Below are 22,578 nucleotides of genomic sequence, written 5' to 3'. Positions count from 1 at the left end.
CCGAGTGGGTCCCGACCCCATGACCTCCGGTGCGTCGGACGTCCGCGACGCGGACGCACCATCCTGTAGATGAGGTGAGCATGTTCCGCAAGATCCTGGTTGCGAACCGCGGTGAGATCGCGATCCGTGCCTTCCGCGCCGCCTACGAGCTCGGCGCGCGAACGGTCGCCGTCTTCCCCTATGAGGATCGCTATTCGCTGCACCGGCTCAAGGCCGACGAGGCGTACCAGATCGGCGAGAAGGGGCACCCGGTGCGGGCCTACCTCGACGTGGACGAGATCATCCGCGTCGCGCTGGAGAGCGGCGCCGACGCCATCTACCCGGGCTACGGGTTCCTCTCCGAGAACCCCGACCTCGCCGCCCGCGCCGCCGAGAACGGCATCGTCTTCGTCGGCCCGCCCGCGCGCGTGCTGGAGATGGCGGGCAACAAGGTCACCGCGAAGGAGCACGCGATCGCCGCGGGCGTGCCGGTGCTGCGCTCGACCGAGGCGTCCGACGACGTCGACGCGCTCGTCGCACAGGCCGACGACATCGGCTTCCCGATCTTCGTGAAGGCGGTCGCCGGCGGCGGCGGCCGCGGCATGCGTCGCGTCGAGACGAAGGCGCAGCTCGCGCCCGCGCTCGCCGAGGCGATGCGCGAGGCGGGGAGCGCGTTCGGCGACGCGCGCGTCTTCCTGGAGCAGGCCGTGCAGCGCCCGCGTCACGTCGAGGTGCAGATCCTCGCCGACAAGACGGGGCACACGGTGCACCTGTTCGAGCGCGACTGCTCCGTGCAGCGCCGACACCAGAAGGTCATCGAGATCGCCCCGGCGCCGAACCTCGCCGACGACGTGCGCGCCGACCTGCACCGCTACGCGGTCGCCTTCGCCGAGTCGATCGGCTACGAGAACGCGGGAACGGTGGAGTTCCTGCTCGAGACCGCCGGCCCGCGCGCGGGCGAGGTCGTCTTCATCGAGATGAACCCGCGCATCCAGGTCGAGCACACCGTGACCGAGGAGGTCACCGACGTCGACCTCGTGCAGTCGCAGCTGCGCATCGCCGCGGGGCAGACGATCGACGAGCTCGGGCTGCAGCAGGAGAACATCCAGCTGCGCGGCGCCGCGCTGCAGTGCCGCATCACGACCGAGGACCCGGCGCAGGGCTTCCGCCCCGACACGGGCAAGATCACGACCTACCGGTCGCCGGGCGGCGCCGGCATCCGTCTCGACGGCGGCACGACCGCCGCCGGATCGCAGGTGAGCCCGCATTTCGACTCGATGCTGTCGAAGCTCACCTGCCGCGGCCGCGACTTCCCGTCGGCGGTGCGACGCTCGCGGCGCGCGCTCGCCGAGTTCCGCATCCGCGGCGTCTCCACGAACATCCCGTTCCTCAAGCGCGTGCTCGACGACCCGACGTTCGTCGCGGGCGACCTGTCCACCGCGTTCATCGACGAGCGCCCCGAGCTCGTGCGGCCGACGCTGTCGAAGGACCGTGGATCGAAGATCCTCGCGTGGCTCGCCGACGTCACCGTGAACCGGCCGAACGGCGAGAACCCGATCTCGATCGACCCGCGCCTGAAGCTGCCGGCCGTCGACCTGTCGGCGCCGGCGCCCGAGGGCACGCGCCAGCAGCTGCTGCGCCTGGGGCCGGAGGGCTTCGCGCGCGCCCTGCGCGAGCAGTCCGCGCTCGCGGTCACCGAGACGACCTTCCGCGACGCGCACCAGTCGCTGCTCGCGACGCGCGTGCGCACGAAGGACCTGGTGGGCGTGGCACCGCACGTCGCGCGTCTCACGCCGCAGCTGTGGTCGGTCGAGGCGTGGGGCGGTGCCACGTACGACGTCGCGCTGCGCTTCCTGGGCGAGGACCCGTGGGAGCGCCTCGACGCCCTGCGCACGGCCCTGCCGAACGTCGCGATCCAGATGCTGCTGCGCGGCCGCAACACGGTCGGCTACACGCCGTACCCCACCGAGGTCACCGACGCGTTCGTGAGCGAGGCCGCGCGCAGCGGCATCGACGTCTTCCGCATCTTCGACGCCCTCAACGACGTCAGCCAGATGCGCCCCGCGATCGACGCGGTGCTGCAGACCGGCACCTCGGTCGCCGAGGTCGCCGTCTGCTACACGGGCGACCTGCTCGACCCGAGCGAGAGCCTCTACACGCTCGACTACTACCTGCGGCTCGCGGAGCAGATCGTGGATGCCGGCGCGCACGTGCTCGCGATCAAGGACATGGCGGGCCTGCTCCGCCCGGGCGCCGTCGCGCGCCTGGTCACCGCGCTGCGCGAGCGGTTCGACCTGCCCGTGCACGTGCACACGCACGACACGGCCGGCGGCCAGCTCGCGACGCTGCTCGCCGCGAGCGCCGCCGGTGCGGACGCCGTCGACGCGGCCGCGGCGCCCATGTCGGGCACGACGAGCCAGCCGTCGCTGTCGGCCCTCGTGGCCGCGCTCGCGCACACCGAGCGCGACACGGGCCTCGATCTGCAGGCGGTGTCGGACCTGGAGCCCTACTGGGAGGCCGTGCGCCACCAGTACCGGCCGTTCGAGTCGGGTCTTCCCGGCCCCACCGGTCGCGTGTACCGCCACGAGATCCCGGGCGGCCAGCTGTCGAACCTGCGCCAGCAGGCGATCGCGCTGGGCCTCGCCGACGACTTCGAGCTCATCGAGGACATGTACGCGGCGGCCAACGAGATCCTGGGGCGGGTGCCCAAGGTCACGCCCTCCTCGAAGGTGGTCGGCGACCTGGCGCTCCACCTCGCCGCGGTCAAGGCCGATCCGGCGGACTTCGCCGAGAACCCGCAGAACTACGACATCCCCGACTCGGTCGTCGGCTTCATGGCGGGCGAGCTGGGCGACCTGCCCGGCGGATGGCCCGAGCCGTTCCGCAGCAAGGTGCTCGAGGGCCGCGAGGTGAAGGTCGGCGTCACGCCCGTGGGCGACGACGACCTGGCCGCGCTGCAGGGCGAGCCGGCGGCGCGCCGCGACGCGCTCAACCGCCTGCTCTTCCCGGCGCCCACGCGCACCTTCCGCGAGGCGCGCGACACCTACGGCGACCTCAGCGTGCTCGACACGGCCGACTACCTCTACGGCCTGACGCCGGGCCAGGAGCACGTCGTCGAGATCGAACGCGGCGTGCAGCTGTACGTCGGCCTCGAGGCGATCGGAACCGCCGACGAGAAGGGCATGCGCACCGTCATGGCCACCCTCAACGGCCAGCTGCGTCCGACCTTCGTGCGCGACCGGTCGATCACCGTCGAGGCGCGGCAGGCCGAGAAGGCCGACACGAGCAGGCCCGGTCAGGTCGCCGCGCCGTTCTCGGGCGTCGTGACGCTCAAGGCGGAGGTCGGAGACCGGGTGAGCGCGGGTCAGCCCGTCGCATCGATCGAGGCGATGAAGATGGAGGCGGCCATCACGTCGCCCGTCGACGGCGTCGTCGAGCGCCGCGTCATCGCGGGGACGGCGCCGGTCGAGGCCGGCGATCTTTTGCTGGTGGTGCGGCCGTCCGAGTAAGGTGGACGGCCGTGCCGCGCTCCCGCGGCGGATCTGGAGCGAGACCCCGTGACCCCTGACCGTATCGACACCCCTCGTGACGACGCCGACAACGGCGTGCTCGACGACGCGAGCAGCGCCGACCCCGCGGTCCTCGGCCTCGTGGCCGGCGCGACGGCGCGGCTCGACGTGCTGCTGCCGTCGCTGACGAACGTCGACGACCGCGGCGACGACGACGTCGTGGACGGCGAGGTCGTCATCGACGGCGAGGTCGTCGTCGACTGGCCCGACGACCCGCCCTCCGCGTGACCCGCGTCCTGCCCACCGCGACGAAAGCGATCCGATGACCGTCCGCCCCATCCGCCTCTTCGGCGACCCGGTGCTCCGCGCCGCCTGCGCGCCCATCGAGACGATCGACGACGGCATCCGCGCCCTCGTGCGCGACCTCGTCGACACGGTGGAGCTCCCCGGCCGCGCGGGCGTGGCCGCCCCGCAGATCGGCGTGGGACTGCGCGCGTTCAGCTACAACGTCGACGGCGTGATCGGGTACGTGCTCAACCCCGTGCTCGTCGAGGCGTCGGGCGAGCCGGCCCCCGTCGGCGAGGGATGCCTGTCGGTGCCGCACGTGTGGCACGAGGCGCTGCGGCATCCCTACGCGAAGGTCGTCGGCATCGACCTCGACGGCGACGAGGTCGTGCTGGAGGGCGAGGGGCTGATGGCGCAGGCGCTGCAGCACGAGACGGACCATCTCGACGGCATGCTGTTCCTCAGCCGCCTCGACCCTCAGACGCGTCGTACGGCGATGCGCGAGATCCGCGAGTCGGACTGGTTCTGAGCCCTACCCGAGCGACACGTTCGTCGTGTTGACCCCGACGTCGTAGAGGGCGTCGACGTCCGAGGCGAAGTCGCGCAGGATGTTGTCGCGCTTGATGCTCATCTTCGGCGTGAGGTGGCCCGAGGCCTCGGTCCACTCGGTCGGCAGGATCGTGAACTTGCGGATCGACTCGGCGCGCGACACGAGCTTGTTGGCCCGGTCGATCGCCGACTGCACGGCCTCGCGCACCGTGGGGTGGTTCGCGGCGTCGGTCAGCGACATGTCGGCGGGCAGGCCGTGGTTCGACAGCCAGGCGGGCAGCATCTCGGGGTCGAGCGTGACGAGCGCGCCGATGAACGGGCGCTGATCGCCCACCACGACGACCTGGCCGACGATGGGGTGCGAGCGGATCGGGTCCTCGAGCACGGCGGGCGCGACGTTCTTGCCGCCCGCGGTGACGATGATCTCCTTCTTGCGGCCCGTGATGGTGAGGAAGCCCTCGCCGTCGAAGCTGCCCAGGTCGCCGGTCTTGTACCAGCCGTCGTTGAACGACGCGGCCGTGCCCTCGGGGTTGTTCCAGTACTCGCGGAAGACGTTGATGCCGCGGATCTCGATCTCGCCGTCGTCGGCGATGCGGATGCCGACGCCCGGCAGCACGGGCCCGACCGTGCCGATCTTCGCCTTGGCGGGCGTGTTGACGGTCGCCGGCGCCGTCGTCTCGGTGAGGCCGTAGCCCTCCAGGATCGTGACGCCGAGGCTGTGGAAGAAGTGCCCGAGACGCGGGCCCAGGGGAGCGGAGCCCGAGACCGCGTACCGCACGTGGCCGCCCATCGCCGCGCGCAGCTTGCCGAAGACGAGGCGGTCGAAGAGCGCGAAGCGCAGGCGCAGGCCCAGCGGCACCTTCTTGCCCTCCTGCAGCAGCGTCGAGTGCTCGACGGCCGCGTGCGCCGCGGCGCGGAAGATCTTGCCCTTGCCCCCGGCCTCGGCCTTCTGCTCCGCCGAGTTGTAGACCTTCTCGAACACGCGGGGCACCGCGAGCAGGAAGGTGGGCTGGAACGAGCCGAGGGCGGGCAGCAGCTGGCTCGTGTCGGGCTGGTGGCCCGTCTTGACGCCCGCGTGCACGTCGAGGATCGAGATGAAGCGCGCGAAGACGTGCGCGGTCGTGATGAACAGCAGCGTCGACGCGCCCGGCGTCGACACGACCTCGTCGAGGGCCTTGGCCGAGTTGCGGGCGAGCTCGACGAAGTTCGAGTGCGTCAGCACGCAGCCCTTCGGCCGGCCCGTCGACCCGGACGTGTAGATGAGCGTCGCGATGTCGCTGCCGACGGCGAGGCTCCGGCGGCGCTCGATCTCGTCGTCGGCGATCTCGGCGCCGCGCTCGCGCAGCGCGTCGAGGTCGCCCTGCTGCATCGTCCACACGTCGCGCACGAGCGGCGTCTCGCCGCGCACCTCGGCGATCCGGGCCGCGTGCACGTCGGACTCGGCGACGATCGCGATGGCGCCGGAGTCCTGCAGGATCCAGGAGATCTGCGACGCCGAGCTGGTCTCGTAGACGGGCACCATGACGGCCCCCGCAAAGAACAGCGCGAAGTCGACGAGCGTCCACTCGTACGTCGTCCGCGCGATGAAGGCGACCTTGTCGCCGGGCTGGATGCCCGCCGCGACGAACCCCTTGGCGAGCGCGACGACCTCGCGCTGGAACGCCGCGGCCGTGATGTCGCGCCAGCCGTCGCCGTCGGGCACCGCGAACAGCGCGAGCGACGGAGTGGCCTTGACACGCTCGACGAGAAGGTCGCTGATGTTCGCTTCGGGGTCGGCGGGAACGATGGCGGGGACTTCAAACTGCGTGACGCTCATGATGGCGGCAACTCCTTCGGTACCGGTCGTCGGTGGGAACCGAGTCTATCCGCGACAGGAACCGGGTCCCGGATGCCGCGACGAGTATGTGATCTGCTTGTACGCCTGGCATAGGATTCTCGTGGCTGAGAGGGATGGACCTATCGATGTTCTACTGGTTGATGAAATTCATCGTCATCGGTCCCCTGATCAAGGCGATCTTCCGGCCCTGGATCGTGGGGCGCTCGAACGTGCCGGCGACGGGGGCGGCGATCCTCGCGAGCAACCACCTCTCGGTGAGCGACTCGATCTTCCTGCCGCTCATGATCGACCGGCCGATGTCGTTCCTCGCCAAGAGCGACTACTTCACCGGCAAGGGGATCAAGGGCTGGGCCACGCGCATGTTCATGAAGGCGACGGGCCAGATCCCCATCGACCGCGGCGGCGGCAAGGCCTCGGAGGCCTCGCTCAACACGGGCCTGCAGGTGCTCGGCCGCGGCGACCTGCTGGGCATCTATCCGGAGGGCACGCGCAGCCCCGACGGGCGTCTCTACCGCGGGCGCACGGGCCTCGCACGGATGGCGCTGGAGGCGCGCGTGCCGGTCATCCCCGTCGTCATGGTCGACACGGGCACGGTCATGCCCATCGGGCGCTCGGTCCCGCGTGTCGGACGCGTGGGGATGGTCATCGGCGAGCCGCTCGACTTCTCGCGCTTCCAGGGCATGGAGAGCGACCGCTACGTGCTGCGCTCGGTCACCGACGAGATCATGGTCGCGCTGCAGCGGCTGGGGGAGCAGGAGTACGTCGACGTGTACGCCTCGACCGTGAAGGACCGGGCCGCGGCCGCCGCGACCGGCGACTGAGCCCGTTCGGGCGCCACTAGAATGAGCGGATGCCCGTTTCTTCTCATGCCCTCGATTCGTGGCGCTCGCTTCCCATCAAGCAGCAGCCGACCTGGCCCGACGCGGCGGCCGTAGCCGCCGTCTCCGACGAGATCTCGACCCTCCCGCCGCTGGTCTTCGCCGGCGAGGTCGACATCCTCCGCGCCCGCCTCGCGCGCGCGGCCGGCGGCGGCGCCTTCCTGCTGCAGGGCGGCGACTGCGCCGAGACGTTCGACGGCGCCACGGCCGAGAAGATCCGCAACCGCATCAAGACGGTGCTGCAGATGGCGGTCGTGCTCACCTACGGGGCGTCGATGCCGGTCGTCAAGATGGGCCGCATGGCGGGCCAGTTCGCCAAGCCCCGCTCGAGCGACACCGAGACGCGCGGCGACGTCACGCTGCCCGCCTACCGCGGCGACATCGTCAACGGCTACGACTTCACCGAGGGATCGCGCCAGGCCGACCCGCAGCGGCTGCTGAAGGGCTACCACACGGCGGCCTCGACGCTGAACCTCATCCGCGCGTTCACGCAGGGCGGGTTCGCCGACCTGCGCGAGGTGCACAGCTGGAACCAGGGCTTCGCGAAGAACCCCGCCAACGCGCGCTACGAGCGTCTCGCGGGCGACATCGACAAGGCGATCCGCTTCATGGAGGCCGCCGGCGCCAACTTCGACGAGCTGCGCGGCGTGGAGTTCTACACGGGCCACGAGGGCCTGCTCATGGACTACGAGCACCCCATGACCCGCATCGACTCGCGCACCGGATCGCCGTACAACACGTCGGCGCACTTCCTGTGGATCGGCGAGCGCACGCGCGACCTCGACGGCGCGCACGTCGACTACTTCTCGAAGATCCGCAACCCCATCGGCGTCAAGCTCGGCCCCACGACGACGACCGAGACGGCGCTCGCGCTCATCGACAAGCTCGACCCCGAGCGCGAGCCGGGTCGCCTGACGTTCATCACGCGCATGGGCGCCGGCAAGATCCGCGATGCGCTGCCGCCGCTGCTGGAGGCCGTGAAGGACGCCGGTGCGACGCCCCTGTGGGTCACCGACCCCATGCACGGCAACGGCATCACGACGCCCACCGGCTACAAGACGCGGCGCTTCGACGACGTCGTCGACGAGGTGCGCGGCTTCTTCGAGGCGCACCGTGCGGTCGGCACGTTCCCCGGCGGCATCCACGTCGAGCTCACGGGCGACGACGTGACCGAGTGCCTGGGCGGCGCGGAGCACATCGACGAGGACACCCTCGCGACGCGCTACGAGTCGCTGTGCGACCCGCGCCTGAACCACAAGCAGAGCCTCGAGCTCGCCTTCCTCGTCGCCGAGGAGCTCGCCGCCCGCTGACCCTTCTCGTCCGCCCCCGCCGGTCGAGTGCCGTCGGCGGAGCCGACGGTGTGTCGAGACCCTTCCCGCGGTGCGTGAGGCGGGTTTCGATACGCCGCCTTCGGCGGCTACTCAACCAGCGGGGGTGTAGGCGGGTGCGTCTGGTCCCGCTGGTCGAGTGCCGTCGGCGGAGCCGACGGTGTATCGAGACCCTTCCCGCGGACCGTTACACGGGTTTCGATACGCCGCCTGCGGCGCCTACTCAACCAGCCGGGGGTGAGTGGAGCGCGGGTGTGGGTGTGGGTTGCGGGTGCGTCCATACCCGCTGGTCGAGTGCCGTCGGCGGAGCCGACGGTGTATCGAGACCCCTCCCACGGTCCGTTACACGGGTTTCGATACGCCGCCTCCGGCGGCTACTCAACCAGCGGGGGTGTAGGCGGGTGCGTCTGGTCCCGCTGGTCGAGTGCTCGCGGCGGAGCCGCGAGTGTATCGAGACCCTTGCCACGGATCGTTACATGGGTTTCGATACGCCGCCTGCGGCGGCTACTCAACCAGCGGGGGGGGGTAGGCGGGGTGTGTCAGCCGATGGCGCGGATGAGGATCGAGGTGCCGAGCGGCACCAGCTCGCCGGGGGCGGGGTTGGTGCTCGACACGCTGAACAGGCTCCAGACGATCTCGGGCACGGCCGTGCCCGGCTCGAAGCCGGCGTCGCGCAGGATCTGGATCGCGTCGGCGACGCTCTCGCCGAGCACGTCGGGCACGGCGAACAGCTCCGGTCCGAGCGACACGACGACCGTCACGGTGTCGCCGGGCCGGAAGAGCCCCCCGTCGGCGCGGTCGGCGACGCGGATGACGCGGCCCTTCTCGACGTCGTCGCTGTACTCCTCGGCGACCTCGGTCGACACGCCGACCTGCCCGAGGGCGTCGGCCGCCTCCTCGGCGGTCGAGCCCTCCACGGACGGGAGGGGGCCGAGGGAGGTCTCCAGCTCGGCCGTCGAGCCCTCCAGCGCGCTGCAGCCGTTGGTGCAGTTGTAGGAGTCGCCCTCGGCCGGCACGATCCAGGCGCCGATCACCGATCCGCGCTCGGTGTTGGAGAAGTACACGCTGTCCTCGCCGGGGATCGTGATGTGGATCTCCTCCAGCAGGGACACGACCCGGTCGCGCTGCGTGCCCCACAGCTCGGGGATCTGCCGGGTGGCCGGCCCGATCGAGGCGATGACGGTCACGGTCGCGTTCTTGTCGAGGCGCACGCCGATGTCGGGGTCGGTGCGGATGACGGTGCCCGGCGGCACGTCGAGGCTGTTCTCCTCGCCCGGCACCGCGACGAGCCCGCGCTCTGCGAGCTCCGCCGCCGCCTGCTCGGCCGTGAGGCCCGTGACGTCGGGGATCGCCACGAGCGACCCGGGGCCGGATCCGTACCACCAGCCCGCGCCGCCCGCGAGCAGCGCGAGCAGCAGCACGAGGGTGAACAGCCATCCGCCCTTCACGGCGCGACGCCGCATGCGCCCCCGCAGCCGCGTCGCGTGATCGGTCTCGGTCGTCACGACGGGCGCCGTGAAGGTGCCGGGCATGACCTTGGTGAGCTCGCCCGAGTCGCCGAGGTCGTCGCCCACGATGCCGCCGCCGATCGGCGTCGTGCGCACGACCTGGGGGTGCACGCCGAGCTGTGCCTCGATCTCCCGCAGCCGGTCGAGCATGACGCGGGCGTTCTCGGGGCGCTGGTCGGGCTCGCGCTCCGTGGCCCACAGCACGAGCTCGTCGAGCTGCTCGGGCACGCCGGGGTTCTTCGCGCTCGGCCGCGGCACCGAGTCGGTCGCGTGCTGGTAGGCGATCTGCATGGGCTGCTCGCCCTTGTAGGGCTGCTCGCCCGCGAGCATCTCGTAGAGCATGATGCCGAGCGCGTAGATGTCGCTGCGCGCGTCGGCGGTGCCGCGCGTGACGAGCTCGGGCGCGAGGTAGGCGATGGTGCCGAGCAGCATCTGTCCCGTGGCGGTGTTCGCGCTCGTCGCGCGGGCGAGGCCGAAGTCGCCGATCTTGATGCGGCCGTCCTCAGCGAGCAGCACGTTCTCGGGCTTGACATCGCGGTGCACGATGCCGGCGCGGTGCGCCGACGCGAGGCCGGAGAGCACGGCATCCATGATCGTGATCGTCTGCGGGACCGACAGGCGCTTCTGCTCGCGCAGCAGCTCGCGCAGCGTGATGCCGGGCAGGTACTCCATGACGAGGTACGCCATGTCGCCGTCCTGGCCCTGGTCGAAGACGTTGACGACGTGCGGGTCGGCGAGGCGGGCGGCGGCGCGCGCCTCCTGGATGAACCGGCTCTGGAAGACGGTGTCGTCGGCGAGGTGGCCGTGCATGACCTTGATCGCCACGCGCCGCTCCAGGCGCAGATCGGTCGCGACGTACACCGTTGCCATGCCGCCGCGCGCGATGCGGGCACGAACGCGATACCTGTTGTCGATCAGGCGACCGATCATGGGATCGGTCTGTTGGCTCGTGCTCACGCGAGAAGTCTACGGAGCCCCCGCTGAGAGCCGGGCAGCGGCTCACCCTTGAGCCGTGCTCGGGCGTGCGATAGTGGAGGAGTGACCGGTGAAAACTCCACCTCGACGCAATGGCTCACTCTTCCCGACCTGGTCGAGCGCCTCGGCGAGCCGCTGGGCCGCGTACGGCGGCTCATCGACGAGCACTATCTGATCGGCTCACGCCGCGGCGGCCCGTTCGCGGTGCCCGACGTCTTCCTCGTCGACGACGGCCCGCTGCCGTCGCTGCGCGGCACGATCATCGTGCTGCAGGATGCCGGGTTCACCGACGACGAGGCGATCGACTGGCTGCTCTCGCCGGAGGACTCGATCGGCGTCGCGCCCATCGAGGCGCTGCGCGCGGGACGCAAGAGCGAGGTGCGTCGCGTCGCCCGCACGCTCGCCTGACGACGGCGCCGCGAGGCGCCCGGCGCGGCTACGCCGAGCGCGTGACGGCGGCGTGCGCGAGGGCGCGCAAGGCCGCGACGGGGGCTGCGGCGAGGAGACCGCGTGACTCGGCGTCGGCGAGCGCGTGATCGGCCTCGCCGACGTAGTCGCCGATGAGCCGCTCGACGCGGTCGAGGGCACCGGACCCGACGATCGCGGCCTGCAGCGCCGCGATCCGCGCGTCGTCGAGCCGCGCGTCGCCGAGGGCGGCGTCGATCTCGGCGCGGCCGGTCTCCGGCAGCGCCTCGCGGGCGTAGGCGATCAGCAGCGTGCGCTTGCCCTCGCGCAGGTCGTCGCCCGCGGGCTTGCCGGTCACGGCCGGGTCGCCGAAGACGCCGAGCACGTCGTCGCGCAGCTGGAAGGCCATGCCGATGGGGTGCCCGAAGCCCGACAGCGCCCGCGACTGCTCGTCACGCGCCCCGGCCAGCGCGGCGCCGAGCAGCAGGGGCCGCTCGACGGAGTAGCGGGCCGACTTGAGCGATGCGACGCGCAGCGCGCGCTCGGCGTGGCGGTCGTCGGGCGCGCTGCGGTGCGCCGCCTCCTCGGCGACGTCGAGGAACTGGCCGATGGTGACCTCGCGCCGCATCCGGGCGTAGACGCGACGGGCCGCGACGTGGTGCGGCGAGGCCTCGAGCCCCGTCTCCAGCAGGTCGTCGCTCCACGCGACGAGCAGGTCGCCCAGCAGGATGCCGGCCGAGCGGCCGAAGCGCTCCGCGTGCCCCCGCCAGCCCTGGGCCCGGTGCCCGGCCTCGAAGTGCCGGTGCGACGACGGGCGTCCGCGGCGCGTGTCGGAGTTGTCGATGATGTCGTCGTGCACGAGCGCCGCGGCCTGGAAGACCTCCAGCGCCGCGGCCGCGCAGATCACGTCGTCGCCGGGCACGCGCGGCGCGTCGGCGTCGCCCGCGCCCGCCACGGCGGCCCAGCCGGTGAGGCAGAACCGGGCGCGCAGGCGCTTGCCGCCGTCGAGCGTGCGGGCGCCGGCCTCGACGAACGCGGCGGCCTCCGCGCCGAGGTCGGCGGCGTCGTCGGCCTGTTCGCGGGTGAACCTCTCCAATCGCTGGGAAACGGCGTCGATCGGTTCAACGGGAGGTGCCACGGGCCTAGCCTAGTTGTCAGCGGCGCGGCTAGAATCGACTCATCTATACCGTCCGTCAGGACTCGCATTTCGAAGGGGATCGCATGCCACTGTCAGAGCAGGAGCAGCGTCTGCTCGACGAGATGGAACGTCATCTCATGAGCAACGACGCTGACGTCGTGAGCGCCCCTCGTGAAGGGCAGGGACTGAGCTACCGCAACCTCGTGCTCGGTGCCGTTCTCGTGCTCGCCGGCGTCGCCGCGCTCATCGTCGGCGTCTCGCAGGGCCTCACGATCGTGGGCGTCGCCGCCTTCCTCGTGATGGTCGGCGGCGTCGTGCTCGCCCTCACGCCCGCCCGTGGCGGTGCGCAGCTCTCGTCGCCGCGGCGACACGGCGGCTCCGCGGGGCGCGCCGACGGCTCGTCGTTCATGGACCGCATGAACGACCGCTGGGATCGTCGCCAGCAGGGCGGCTGATGCCGCCGCCGTCTCGACGGCATCCCTCCACGAACACCGGCCCTCGGGCCGGTGTTTTTTTGTGCCCGCGCACGGGCCACGACACGCCGACACCCGCGCCCGGGAGCGGGAATGGAGGCGAAGGGGAGGGTTCATCCCAGAAATCGATAGTGAAGTGGAGGGTAGTGGAGTAAAGTGGGGTCACCGAACGGGCCGGGACGGGAGAAGGGGGTGATGCGGCGATGCTGCTGGGTACCTACACTCCGAAGCTCGATGACAAGGGCCGCGTCATCCTTCCCGCGAAGTTCCGCACCGACCTGGGCGACGGCGTCGTCATCACCCGCGGTCAGGAGCGCTGCCTGTACGTGTTCAGCACCAAGGAGTTCGAGCGCGTCTACGAGCGCATCCGCGAGGCGCCCCTGACCAACAAGCAGGCGCGCGACTTCCAGCGCATGTTCCTCGCCGGCGCCAGCGACGAGAAGCCCGACAGCCAGAGCCGCATCACCATCCCCGTCCACCTGCGCACCTACGCGAGCCTCGACCGCGAGCTCGTGGTCACGGGCGTCGGGGCGCACGCAGAGATCTGGGACGCCGAGGCGTGGAACGCCTATGCCTCCAGCAACGAGGACAGCTACGCAGACATGGAGCAGGAGGTGATCCCGGGCCTCTTCTGAGCACGGACGACCCCTGGCTGTGACTCCCAGCCGCACGCCCTGACGCACTTCCCCGGCGCCAGGTCGGAGCGGATGGGGATCAGGGCCCGGGGTCGCGGCCCCGACACCATGAGCCTGCGCGACATCCACACCCCCGTGCTGCTCGAGCGCTGCCTCGAGCTGCTGGCCCCCGCGCTCGAGCGTCCCGGCGCCGTCGTCGTCGACGCGACGGAGGGCATGGGCGGGCACTCCGAGGCGCTGCTCGAGCGCTTCCCCGGCGCCCGCCTGATCGGGCTCGACCGCGACACCGACGCGCTGCGCATCGCGGGCGAGCGCCTGAGCCGCTTCGGCGACCGCGTGACGCTCGTGCACACCATCTATGACGGCATCAAGGATGCCGTGGGGGCCGCGGGCGCCGTCTACGACGGCATCAAGGATGCCGTGAGCGCCGCCGGTGCGCCGTCGGCCGACGGCATCCTCTTCGACCTGGGCGTGTCGTCGCTGCAGCTGGACGAGGCCGGCCGCGGGTTCGCCTACGCGCAGGACGCGCCGCTCGACATGCGGATGGATCAGGGCGCGGGCATGACGGCGGCCGACGTCGTCGCGAGCTACGCCGAGGGCGACCTGCGCCGCATCTTCGAGCGCTACGGCGACGAGAGGCTCGCCGGCCGGTACGCGCGGGCGATCGTGCAGGCGCGCGCCGCCGCGCCGATCGAGAGGTCGGCGCAGCTCGTCGACGTGCTCGTCGCTGCGACACCCGCCGCCGTGCTGCGCGACCGCTCGGGCCACCCCGCGAAGCGCGTGTTCCAGGCGCTGCGCATCGAGGTGAACGACGAGCTGGGCGCCCTCGAGCGCGCACTGCCCGACGCCCTCGACCTGCTGCCCGTCGGCGGCCGCCTCGTCGTCATGTCCTACCAGTCGCTGGAGGACCGCCTCGTCAAGCGGCTGTTCGCGGCCGCCACCGCCTCGACGGCGCCCCCCGGGCTCCCCGTCGAGCTGCCCGAGCACCAGCCCCGCTTCCGGCTGCTGGTCAAGGGCGCCGAGCTCGCCTCCGAGAGCGAGCGTGCGCGCAACCCGCGCGCGACCCCCGTGCGCCTGCGCGCCATCGAACGAGTGAAGGAGGCGGCATGAGCATGCCGTTGCGGGTGGCCCGGGAGCCGCTCCGCCCCACAGTCGAGCGACCGCTGCGCCTTCTCGAACGGGCCGCGGCGGCACGCCGGCCGCGCATCGTGTACGGCATCGTCGCGGTCGCCGGGGTCGCCGCCATCGCGGCCACCCAGATGGGCATCTCGATCCTCACCACGCAGGGCTCCTACACGATCGCGGAGCTCACCCGCCAGCAGTCCGAGCTGTCGTGGCAGACCCAGATGCTGCAGGAGCAGGTCTCCGGGCTCTCGTCGCCCCAGTACCTCGCGGCGAGCGCGGCGGGGATGGGCATGGTGGTCGGCGACGCGCCGACCTACCTGCGCCTGAGCGACGCCGCCGTGACCGGCCCGGCGGCCCCCGCCGCCGCCACCTCGAGCATCAACGCGCTCTCCGGCGCGACCATCCCCAACGCGCTGCTCGCCGCCACGTCCGTCGGCGCGACATCGGCCGGCACCGTGGCCGCCGGCGACGTGGTCGCGCCGGCCGCGGCAGGACACCCGTTCGCGATCGACCTCTCCGCCGTGATCGATCGCGCGACCGCCCCGCCCGCGGCGCACACCGCTCCGCCGGCGTCCGCCGACCCCGCGACGCCCGACGCGCAGACCGGGGGAGCGACGCCGCTCACGATCGACGCCGTCGTGATCGAGGGCGGCATCCCCTCCACGCCGACCGCCTCCGAGGGCCTGCCGACCCCCGACACGCACTGAAGCCATGACGACACGAGCCACCCGCACTCCGCGCCGGCGCACCGTCGTCGCCCTCGCGATCGTGCTGATCGTGCTGGGCGCGTTCGTCGTGCGCCTCATCGACATCCAGGTCGTCAACGCGCGCGAGCACATGACCGACGCGCGCGAGATGGCCACGGGCCGCGCGATCGAGCTGCACGGCACGCGCGGCGACATCCTCGACGCGACGGGACGCGTGCTCGCGACGAGCACGATGCTCTACGACGTGCAGATCGACCCGCTGCTCGCCGCGAAGGGCATCCAGAAGCTCGATGCCGAGGGCCACGTCGTGGAGGACGCCGACGGCAACGACGTCATGGTGCCGTGGCCCGAGCTCGCGGCGCAGATCGCCGCGATCACGGGACAGAGCGCCGACGAGGTGCGCGCCGTCGTCGACGACGCGCTCGCCGCCGACCCGAGCTCGCGCTACGGCATGGTCGCGCGGTACGTGCCGACGAGCACCTATCGGGCGCTCGCCGCGCTCGAGCTGCCGTTCCTCGTCTTCCCGCCGCATCCCTCGCGCACCTACCCCGCGGGCGCCGTGGCGGGCAACCTGCTCGGCTTCGTCGGCAGCGACGGCCAGCCGCTGGAGGGGCTGGAGGAGCAGCAGAACGCGTGCCTCGCGGGCGCGGACGGCGACCTGAGCTATCAGCGCGGCGCCGACGGCGTCATCATCCCCGGCACCGAGGTCGAGACCCCCGCGGAGGACGGCGGCGCCCTGCAGCTCACGATCGACGCCGACCTGCAGTGGTACCTGCAGCAGCTCGCCGAGGAGGAGACCGCGCGGATGCGCGCCAAGTGGGGCGGCATCATGGTCGTCGAGGTCGCGACGGGCAAGATCCGGGCGCTCGCCGAGAGCGGCTCGGTCGACCCCAACGACGTCGACGCGACCGAGCCCGACAACCGGGCGTCGCGGCTGCTCCGCTACTCGTTCGAGCCGGGGTCGACCTACAAGGCGATCACCGCCGCGACCGTCATCGAGCAGGCCGGGCTCACGCCCACCTCCACCGTCTACACTCCCGACGTCATGTACTTCGACAACGGCGCGCGCATCAAGGACTCCGACCCGCATCCCGACATGAACCTGACGCTCAACGGCGCCCTCGTGATCTCGTCGAACGTCGCGATGGCGCAGTTCGGCGAGCTCGTCCCGCCCGAGGTGCGCCAGGAGTACCTCGAGCGCTTCGGCGTGGGCAGCCCCGACGGCCTGGACTGGGCCGGCGCCCCCCAGGTCGGCTTCGGCCTCGACGCCGCCGACTGGGACGCGCAGACCTACTACACGACGACGTTCGGCCAGGCGTTCACGGTCACGGTGCCGCAGGTCGCGAGCACCTATCAGATCATCGCCAACGACGGCAAGAAGATGCCGCTCTCGCTCGTCGAGTCGTGCGTGCGGCCCGACGGGACGGTCGAGGAGCCCGACCTGCCCGAGCCCGAGCAGGTCATCAAGGCCACGACGGCGCAGCAGGTCAGCGACATGCTGGAGAACGTGTACTCGGAGGCCTGGCTGGCCGACGACATCGCGATCCCCGGCTACCGCGTGGCGAGCAAGACCGGAACGGCCGAGGTCACCGACGGCAACGGCGGATACAAGCAGGGCATCTACTTCACGAGCCTCGTCGGTTACGCACCGGCCGACGATCCGCAGTACGTTGTGGTAACCGTCTTCGACGAGCCGATGACCGAGACCGGCTCGGGAGCGAACCGGTCGATGTTCAAGAAGGCGCTGACGCAGGTGCTCACGCACTACCGGATCATGCCTTCGAACTCCCCGGTGCCGCTCCTGCCGCAGACCAAGTAGACACACCACGACGGCGCGCCCGCGCGAGGAAACCCCACGATGATCCGCATGACACTGGCCGAGATCGCCCAGACGCTCGCCGGCACCCTCCGCACCGCGGGGGAGGACGCCCCCGACACGATCGTCTCGGGGACGGTCGACACCGACTCGCGCAACATCGGACCCGGCGACGTCTTCGTCGCCAAGCCGGGCGAGGTCACCGACGGTCACGAGTTCGTCGGCGCGGCCGTCGCGGCCGGCGCCGCGCTCGCGATCGTCGAGCGCCCGGTGGACGCCGACGTCAGCCAGATCGTCGTCCGCGACGCGGTCGACGCGCTCGCCGACCTGGCCCGGGAGGTGGTCGCGCGGGTGCGCGCGCACGGCGCGCTCTCGGTCGTCGGCATCACGGGCTCGAACGGCAAGACCACGACCAAGAACCTCCTGGCCCGCATCCTCTCCGACGAGGGCGAGACGGTGTGGCCGCACGCGTCGTTCAACAACGAGGTCGGCGCGCCGCTCACGATGCTGCGGCTCACGGATGCCACGCGCTACCTGGTCAGCGAGCTCGGCGCCTCGGCGCCCGGCGAGATCGCGCGGCTCGCGGCGCTGGAGACCCCCGACGTCGGCGTCGTGCTCATGGTCGGCCTCGCGCACGCGGGCGGATTCGGCGGCATCGAGGCGACCGTCAAGGCGAAGACCGAGCTCGTCGAGGCCATCCGCCCCGGCGGCGTGGCGGTGCTGAACGTCGACGACCCGCGCGTCGCGTCGATGGCGGCGGTCGCCGAGGCGCGCGGCGTGACCGTGCGGTGGTTCGGACGCGGCGCCGGCGCCGAGGTGCGCGCGGAGGACGTCGACGTGACCGCCGACGGCACGACGTGCACGATCGTCGCGGGCGACGAGCGGATCCCGCTGCGCCTGCGGGTGCTCGGCGAGCACCACGTCATGAACGCGCTCGCGGCGATGACCGCGGCGCGCGAGCTCGGCGTGCCGCTCGCCGCGTCGATCGCGCGGCTGGAGACCGTCGAGCTCGCCGAGCGCTGGCGCATGCAGCCCCTGGGCGGCGAGCGCGTGCGCATCATCAACGACGCGTACAACGCGAGCCCCGACTCGATGGCCGCCGCCCTGCGCACCCTCGCGCAGATCACCGAGCCCGGCCAGCGCAAGGTCGCGGTGCTCGGCGCGATGAGCGAGCTGGGCGACCAGGCGGGCGAGGAGCACGATCGCATCGGACTGCTCGCGGTGCGCCTGCGCATCGAGCGGATCGTCGTGGTCGGCCCCGAGGCGCGCCGCCTGTTCCTGTCCGCGATTGGCGAGGGCTCCTGGGACGGCGAGGCCGTGTTCTTCGCGACCGCCGACGAGGCCTACGACTACCTGACGGGTGAGCTGCGCGACGGCGATCGCGTGCTCGTGAAGTCGTCGAACGCGGCGGGTCTGCGGCACCTGGGCGATCGTCTGGGAGAATCGTTCTCGTGAGATCCCTGCTGGCTGCCGCGACGATCTCGCTCGCGTTCACGCTCTTTCTCACCCCGCTCTTCATCCGGGCCTTCCAGCGGCTCGGCTGGGGCCAGGTCATCCGCACGCCCGAGACCGACGGCCCGGCGCACGAGGCCAAGCGCGGAACGCCCACGATGGGCGGCGTCGTCTTCATCGCGGGATCCATCGTCGGCTATCTCGTCGGCACGTTCGCCGCGGGCGACCGGCCGACGCTGTCGGGGCTGCTCGTCATCTGGATGATGGTGGGCCTCGGCGCGATCGGCTTCATCGACGACTACATGAAGGTGCGCCGGCAGAACAGCCTCGGGCTGTCGGGGTGGCGCAAGATCGTCGGGCAGGTGCTCGTCGCCGTGCCGTTCGGCATCGTCGCCCTCAACTTCCCGAACAAGGTGGGGGAGACGCCCGCGTCGCCCTACATCTCGTTCTTCCGCGACATCCCGATGCTCTCGTTCCTGGCGCTCGGCGCCGTCGCGGGCTGGGCGCTCTACCTGCTGTGGGTCACCTTCCTGTCGGTGGCCTGGTCGAACTCGACCAACCTCACCGACGGCCTCGACGGCCTCGCGACGGGCGCCGGCATCTTCACGATCTCCGCGTACAGCCTCGTCACGTTCTGGCAGTTCCAGCAGCGGTGCACCTCGGAGGCGCTCGTCGCCGCGTACTACTCGGCGTGCTACGACACGCGCGATCCGCTCGACCTGACGATCATCGCGGCCTCCTTCGTCGGCGCGCTCGTCGGGTTCCTGTGGTGGAACGCGCCGAAGGCGCGCGTCTTCATGGGCGACGTCGGCTCGATGGCGATCGGCGGCGTCATCGTCGCCCTCGCGATCCTCTCGCGCACCGAGATCCTGTCGGTCATCATCGCGGGCGTCTTCATCATCGCCCCGGGATCGGTGATCCTGCAGCGCTACTACTTCAAGGCGACGGGCGGCAAGAGGCTGTTCCTGATGAGCCCCTTCCACCATCACCTCGAGCTGCGCGGCTGGCCCGAGATCACGATCGTCGTGCGCATGTGGATCGTCGCCGGGATGCTCGCCGTGCTCGGCGTCGCCCTGTTCTACGTGGCCTGGAACGCGGCGCTGTGAACGCCCGGCTCGACGCCCTGGACAGCTGGCACGCCGACTGGCGGGGCCTGCGCGTGGTCGTGCTCGGCCTCTCGGTGACGGGGTTCTCCGTCGCCGACACGCTCGCCGAGCTCGGCGCCGACGTGCTCGTGGCGTCCGAGGCCGCCGACGAGCAGTACGCGCGGCTGCTGCCCGTGCTCGGGGTGCGGCTGTGGACCGGCTCGCTCGACGCCGTGCCCGCCGAGGTCGTCGCACACGCGCCGGACGTCGTGATCGCCTCGCCCGGGTTCCCGCCGCACCACGCGGTCGTCGCGTGGGCGCGCGAGACGGGCGTGCCCGTGTGGGGCGACCTGGAGCTGGCGTGGCGCGTGCGCGACAAGGTGCTGCGGCAGGACGGCACGCCCGCCGAGTGGGTGCTCATCACGGGCACGAACGGAAAGACCACGACGACCCAGCTCACCGCGACGATGCTCCTCGCGGGCGGCCTGCGCGCCGCGCCGTGCGGCAACATCGGCGTGCCCGTGCTCGACGCGATCCGCGACCCCGCGGGCTTCGACGTGCTCGTCGTCGAGATCTCCAGCCACCAGCTCTGGTACCTCGGCCTGCAGGAGGGCCTCGACCGCGTGTCGCCGTGGGCGAGCGTGTGCCTCAACCTCGCCGACGACCACCTGCAGTGGCACGGGTCGTTCGCGGCCTACCGGGCGGCGAAGGCCGTCGTGTACGAGCGCACGCGCGTCGCCTGCGTCTACAACAAGGCCGACGTCGCGACCCGCGAGATGGTCGAGGGCGCCGACGTCGTGGAGGGATGCCGGGCGATCGGCTTCGACCTCGGCGTGCCCGGCCCCAGCGATCTGGGCGTCGTCGACGGCATCCTCGTCGATCGCGCGTTCCTCGAGGAGCGCCGCACGAGCGCCCTCGAGCTGACCACCGTGGCCGACCTCGCCGAGCGCGGGCTCGCCGCGCCGCACGTCGTCGCGAACATCCTCGCCGCGGCCGCCCTCGCGCGCTCGCTCGACGTGCCGCCGTCCGCGATCGCCGCGGCGCTGCGCACGTTCGAGCTCGACGCGCACCGCATCCAGGTGATCGCGCGGCACGACGGCGTCACGTGGGTGGACGACTCCAAGGCGACGAACCCGCACGCGGCGTCGTCGTCGCTCGCCGCCTTCCCGGGCGCCGTCTGGGTCGTCGGCGGGCTGCTCAAGGGCGTCGACATCACCGGGCTGGTCGCCGCGCGCGGCGCGGGCGTCAAGGCCGCGATCGTGATCGGCGCCGAGCGCGGCGAGATCACGACCGCGTTCGCGCGACACGCCCCGGCGGTTCCGGTCTTCGAGATCGACGACGCCCAGACTGAAGACGTCATGAGCGAGGTCGTCGAGCTCGCGATCGGCATCGCCCGGGACGGAGACGTCGTTCTCCTGGCCCCCGCGGCGGCGTCGTTCGATCAGTTCGCGTCGTACTCGGACCGGGGCAACCGATTCGCGGATGCCGTGCGGACACGAATCGGAAGGGGAGCAGGCCGCGATGACGACGACCGACCGCACCCCTCCCGCGACGGCGCCTGAGCCCGACCGGCCGGGATTCGTCGCCCGCATCTCGCTGGGCCGCCTGCAGGCGCCGATCGCGAACGAGTTCGTGCTGCTGCTGTCGTCGGCCCTCATCCTCACGGGCTTCGGGCTCGTCATGGTGCTCTCCGCGACGATGGCGAAGTCGACGGCCGCGGGATCCAGCCCCTTCGAGGTCGTGCTCAAGCAGGGCATCTTCGCACTCATCGGCATCCCGCTCATGCTGGTCGCGAGCCGGCTGCCCGTGACGTTCTGGAAGCGCGTGGCGTGGCCCGCGCTGATCGGGGCGACCCTCTTCCAGCTGCTCGTGTTCGTGCCGGGGCTCGGCATCGAGAACGACGGCAACCGCAACTGGATCTCGATCGGCGGGTTCCAGATGCAGCCGTCGGAGTTCCTCAAGCTCTCGCTCGCGCTGTGGATGGGGTTCGTGCTCTACCGCAAGCGCGCCCTCCTCACGTCGTGGAAGCACGTGTTCATCCCCGTCGTGCCCGTGGGCCTGCTCGTCATCGGGCTCGTCGCGGTCGGCAGCCAGGACATGGGCACGGGCATGGTGATCATGGCGATCATGCTCGGCTGTCTGTTCTTCTCGGGCGTGCGGCTGCGCATGTTCGTGCTGCCGTTGCTCATCGTGCTCGCCGGCGTGGCGGCGCTGGCGATCCTGCGGCCCGACCGCATGCGGCGCATCATGAGCTTCCTGGGCGGCGACTCCACCGACTGCTACTACCTCGCCGTCGGCGACTGCTATCAGGCGCTGCACGGCGTGTGGGGCCTCGCGAGCGGCGGCGTCTTCGGGCTGGGGCTCGGCAACTCCCGCGAGAAGTACTCGTGGCTGCCGGCCGCCGAGCACGACTACATCTTCGCGATCGTCGGCGAGGAGCTCGGGCTTATCGGCTGCGTCGTCGTGCTCGCCCTGTTCATGATCTTCGCGATCGGCGCGTTCCACATCATCCGCAAGACCGACGACCCGTTCGTGCGCATCGTCGCGGGCGGCATCGTCATCTGGATCGTGGGGCAGGCGCTCGTCAACATCGGCGTCGTGCTGCGCGTGCTCCCCGTGCTCGGCGTGCCGCTGCCGTTCATGTCGCAGGGCGGCACGTCGCTGCTGTCGGTGCTGCTCGCCACGGGTGTGCTGCTCGCGTTCGCGCGCACGCTGCCCGCCGCCGGCAAGCCCGCCGTCGCCACGCGCTGAGCAGCCCCGTCGAGACCGGGCCGGCCGCCGTGCCCGGCCTGTGTGATGCGGCAGTTTGCGCCAATGTGCGGACGCGGCTCGAGATGTGTATCTCATGTGGCCTAGCGTAAGTCTCGTCGCGCGACGTCGTGCTGCCCCGCGTG

General features: G+C 71.6%; 18 protein-coding genes. 15 read left to right on the top strand and 3 right to left on the bottom strand.

Annotated elements, in window-relative coordinates; translation table 11 throughout:
• Window positions 1-80 precede the first annotated feature (80 nt).
• Genes AOA12_RS13110 through def form a run of 3 tightly spaced genes read left to right on the top strand, consistent with a single transcriptional unit; the run spans window position 81 to window position 4,302 of the window.
• A complete protein-coding gene (locus tag AOA12_RS13110; protein ID WP_054683445.1) occupies window positions 81-3,488 on the top strand; it encodes a pyruvate carboxylase in 3,408 nt (1,135 codons plus the stop codon).
• A gap of 48 nt (window positions 3,489-3,536) precedes the next feature.
• Window positions 3,537-3,776: a hypothetical protein gene (locus AOA12_RS13105; RefSeq protein WP_054683442.1), complete on the top strand. Its 240-nt coding sequence runs from the start codon at window positions 3,537-3,539 to the stop codon at window positions 3,774-3,776.
• A gap of 34 nt (window positions 3,777-3,810) precedes the next feature.
• Window positions 3,811-4,302, top strand: a complete 492-nt coding sequence (def, locus tag AOA12_RS13100; protein ID WP_054683439.1) for a peptide deformylase — start codon at window positions 3,811-3,813, stop codon at window positions 4,300-4,302.
• 3 nt (window positions 4,303-4,305) lie between these two features.
• Here the strand turns inward: def and AOA12_RS13095 are convergent, their stop codons facing one another.
• A complete protein-coding gene (locus AOA12_RS13095; protein ID WP_054683436.1) occupies window positions 4,306-6,138 on the bottom strand; it encodes an AMP-dependent synthetase/ligase in 1,833 nt (610 codons plus the stop codon).
• A 146-nt stretch (window positions 6,139-6,284) separates the two neighbouring features.
• Between AOA12_RS13095 and AOA12_RS13090 the strand changes: the two genes are divergently transcribed.
• Both AOA12_RS13090 and AOA12_RS13085 read left to right on the top strand, forming a co-directional pair.
• Complete coding sequence (locus AOA12_RS13090; RefSeq protein WP_054683434.1) at window positions 6,285-6,980, top strand: lysophospholipid acyltransferase family protein; 696 nt, start codon at window positions 6,285-6,287, stop codon at window positions 6,978-6,980.
• A 29-nt stretch (window positions 6,981-7,009) separates the two neighbouring features.
• Window positions 7,010-8,347, top strand: a complete 1,338-nt coding sequence (locus AOA12_RS13085; RefSeq protein ID WP_054683433.1) for a class II 3-deoxy-7-phosphoheptulonate synthase — start codon at window positions 7,010-7,012, stop codon at window positions 8,345-8,347.
• Between the two features lie 557 nt (window positions 8,348-8,904).
• On the opposite strand, the gene pknB is transcribed toward AOA12_RS13085, so the two are convergent.
• Window positions 8,905-10,830 (bottom strand): Stk1 family PASTA domain-containing Ser/Thr kinase, encoded by a 1,926-nt coding sequence (gene pknB, locus AOA12_RS13080; protein ID WP_054683431.1) that lies wholly within the window; start codon window positions 10,828-10,830, stop codon window positions 8,905-8,907.
• 81 nt (window positions 10,831-10,911) lie between these two features.
• Here pknB and AOA12_RS13075 point away from each other — a divergent pair, with 81 nt between their 5' ends.
• Window positions 10,912-11,256, top strand: a complete 345-nt coding sequence (locus AOA12_RS13075; protein WP_054683429.1) for an Rv2175c family DNA-binding protein — start codon at window positions 10,912-10,914, stop codon at window positions 11,254-11,256.
• Window positions 11,257-11,284: 28 nt separating this feature from the next.
• Here AOA12_RS13075 and AOA12_RS13070 read toward each other — a convergent pair whose 3' ends face one another.
• Complete coding sequence (locus tag AOA12_RS13070; RefSeq protein ID WP_054683424.1) at window positions 11,285-12,391, bottom strand: polyprenyl synthetase family protein; 1,107 nt, start codon at window positions 12,389-12,391, stop codon at window positions 11,285-11,287.
• Window positions 12,392-12,474: 83 nt separating this feature from the next.
• Between AOA12_RS13070 and AOA12_RS13065 the strand changes: the two genes are divergently transcribed.
• The 9 genes from AOA12_RS13065 (at window position 12,475) to ftsW (ending at window position 22,435) form a co-directional block, all read left to right on the top strand.
• Window positions 12,475-12,846, top strand: coding sequence for a DUF3040 domain-containing protein (locus AOA12_RS13065; RefSeq protein ID WP_054683421.1), 372 nt, complete (start codon window positions 12,475-12,477; stop codon window positions 12,844-12,846).
• Window positions 12,847-13,067: 221 nt separating this feature from the next.
• Window positions 13,068-13,499 carry a division/cell wall cluster transcriptional repressor MraZ gene (gene mraZ / locus AOA12_RS13060; RefSeq protein ID WP_054683418.1) on the top strand — a complete coding sequence of 144 codons (432 nt, stop codon included), beginning with the start codon at window positions 13,068-13,070 and terminating at the stop codon, window positions 13,497-13,499.
• A 108-nt stretch (window positions 13,500-13,607) separates the two neighbouring features.
• Complete coding sequence (gene rsmH / locus AOA12_RS13055) at window positions 13,608-14,609, top strand: 16S rRNA (cytosine(1402)-N(4))-methyltransferase RsmH (RefSeq protein ID WP_197280918.1); 1,002 nt, start codon at window positions 13,608-13,610, stop codon at window positions 14,607-14,609.
• Window positions 14,606-15,331, top strand: a complete 726-nt coding sequence (locus AOA12_RS13050) for a hypothetical protein (protein ID WP_054683412.1) — start codon at window positions 14,606-14,608, stop codon at window positions 15,329-15,331. Before rsmH ends, AOA12_RS13050 begins: the two co-directional genes overlap by 4 nt.
• A gap of 4 nt (window positions 15,332-15,335) precedes the next feature.
• Window positions 15,336-17,150, top strand: a complete 1,815-nt coding sequence (locus AOA12_RS13045) for a peptidoglycan D,D-transpeptidase FtsI family protein (RefSeq protein ID WP_054683408.1) — start codon at window positions 15,336-15,338, stop codon at window positions 17,148-17,150.
• A 39-nt stretch (window positions 17,151-17,189) separates the two neighbouring features.
• Window positions 17,190-18,602, top strand: a complete 1,413-nt coding sequence (locus AOA12_RS13040; RefSeq protein ID WP_054683404.1) for a UDP-N-acetylmuramoyl-tripeptide--D-alanyl-D-alanine ligase — start codon at window positions 17,190-17,192, stop codon at window positions 18,600-18,602.
• Window positions 18,599-19,705, top strand: coding sequence for a phospho-N-acetylmuramoyl-pentapeptide-transferase (mraY, locus tag AOA12_RS13035; protein WP_054683401.1), 1,107 nt, complete (start codon window positions 18,599-18,601; stop codon window positions 19,703-19,705). Before AOA12_RS13040 ends, mraY begins: the two co-directional genes overlap by 4 nt.
• Window positions 19,702-21,246 carry a UDP-N-acetylmuramoyl-L-alanine--D-glutamate ligase gene (gene murD / locus AOA12_RS13030; RefSeq protein WP_054683398.1) on the top strand — a complete coding sequence of 515 codons (1,545 nt, stop codon included), beginning with the start codon at window positions 19,702-19,704 and terminating at the stop codon, window positions 21,244-21,246. The genes mraY and murD overlap by 4 nt, the downstream gene beginning before the upstream one ends.
• Window positions 21,206-22,435, top strand: a complete 1,230-nt coding sequence (gene ftsW / locus AOA12_RS13025; RefSeq protein ID WP_054683395.1) for a putative lipid II flippase FtsW — start codon at window positions 21,206-21,208, stop codon at window positions 22,433-22,435. Before murD ends, ftsW begins: the two co-directional genes overlap by 41 nt.
• The last annotated feature ends 143 nt before the right edge of the window (window positions 22,436-22,578 follow it).

This window comes from Microbacterium sp. No. 7 (assembly GCF_001314225.1).
Classification (GTDB): domain Bacteria; phylum Actinomycetota; class Actinomycetes; order Actinomycetales; family Microbacteriaceae; genus Microbacterium.
This window is presented reverse-complemented; position numbering and strand designations above follow the sequence as displayed.

Excerpts from the sequence above, each read along its gene's own strand:
- def (WP_054683439.1), top strand. The coding sequence starts at position 3,811 with ATGACCGTCCGCCCCATCCGCCTCTTCGGCGACCCGGTGCTCCGCGCC.
- rsmH (WP_197280918.1), top strand. The coding sequence starts at position 13,608 with ATGAGCCTGCGCGACATCCACACCCCCGTGCTGCTCGAGCGCTGCCTC.
- ftsW (WP_054683395.1), top strand. The coding sequence starts at position 21,206 with ATGACGACGACCGACCGCACCCCTCCCGCGACGGCGCCTGAGCCCGAC.
- AOA12_RS13095 (WP_054683436.1), bottom strand. The coding sequence starts at position 6,138 with ATGAGCGTCACGCAGTTTGAAGTCCCCGCCATCGTTCCCGCCGACCCC.
- AOA12_RS13050 (WP_054683412.1), top strand. The coding sequence starts at position 14,606 with ATGAGCATGCCGTTGCGGGTGGCCCGGGAGCCGCTCCGCCCCACAGTC.
- AOA12_RS13065 (WP_054683421.1), top strand. The coding sequence starts at position 12,475 with ATGCCACTGTCAGAGCAGGAGCAGCGTCTGCTCGACGAGATGGAACGT.
- AOA12_RS13085 (WP_054683433.1), top strand. The coding sequence starts at position 7,010 with ATGCCCGTTTCTTCTCATGCCCTCGATTCGTGGCGCTCGCTTCCCATC.
- AOA12_RS13045 (WP_054683408.1), top strand. The coding sequence starts at position 15,336 with ATGACGACACGAGCCACCCGCACTCCGCGCCGGCGCACCGTCGTCGCC.
- AOA12_RS13040 (WP_054683404.1), top strand. The coding sequence starts at position 17,190 with ATGATCCGCATGACACTGGCCGAGATCGCCCAGACGCTCGCCGGCACC.
- AOA12_RS13090 (WP_054683434.1), top strand. The coding sequence starts at position 6,285 with ATGTTCTACTGGTTGATGAAATTCATCGTCATCGGTCCCCTGATCAAG.
- AOA12_RS13110 (WP_054683445.1), top strand. The coding sequence starts at position 81 with ATGTTCCGCAAGATCCTGGTTGCGAACCGCGGTGAGATCGCGATCCGT.
- mraZ (WP_054683418.1), top strand. The coding sequence starts at position 13,068 with ATGCTGCTGGGTACCTACACTCCGAAGCTCGATGACAAGGGCCGCGTC.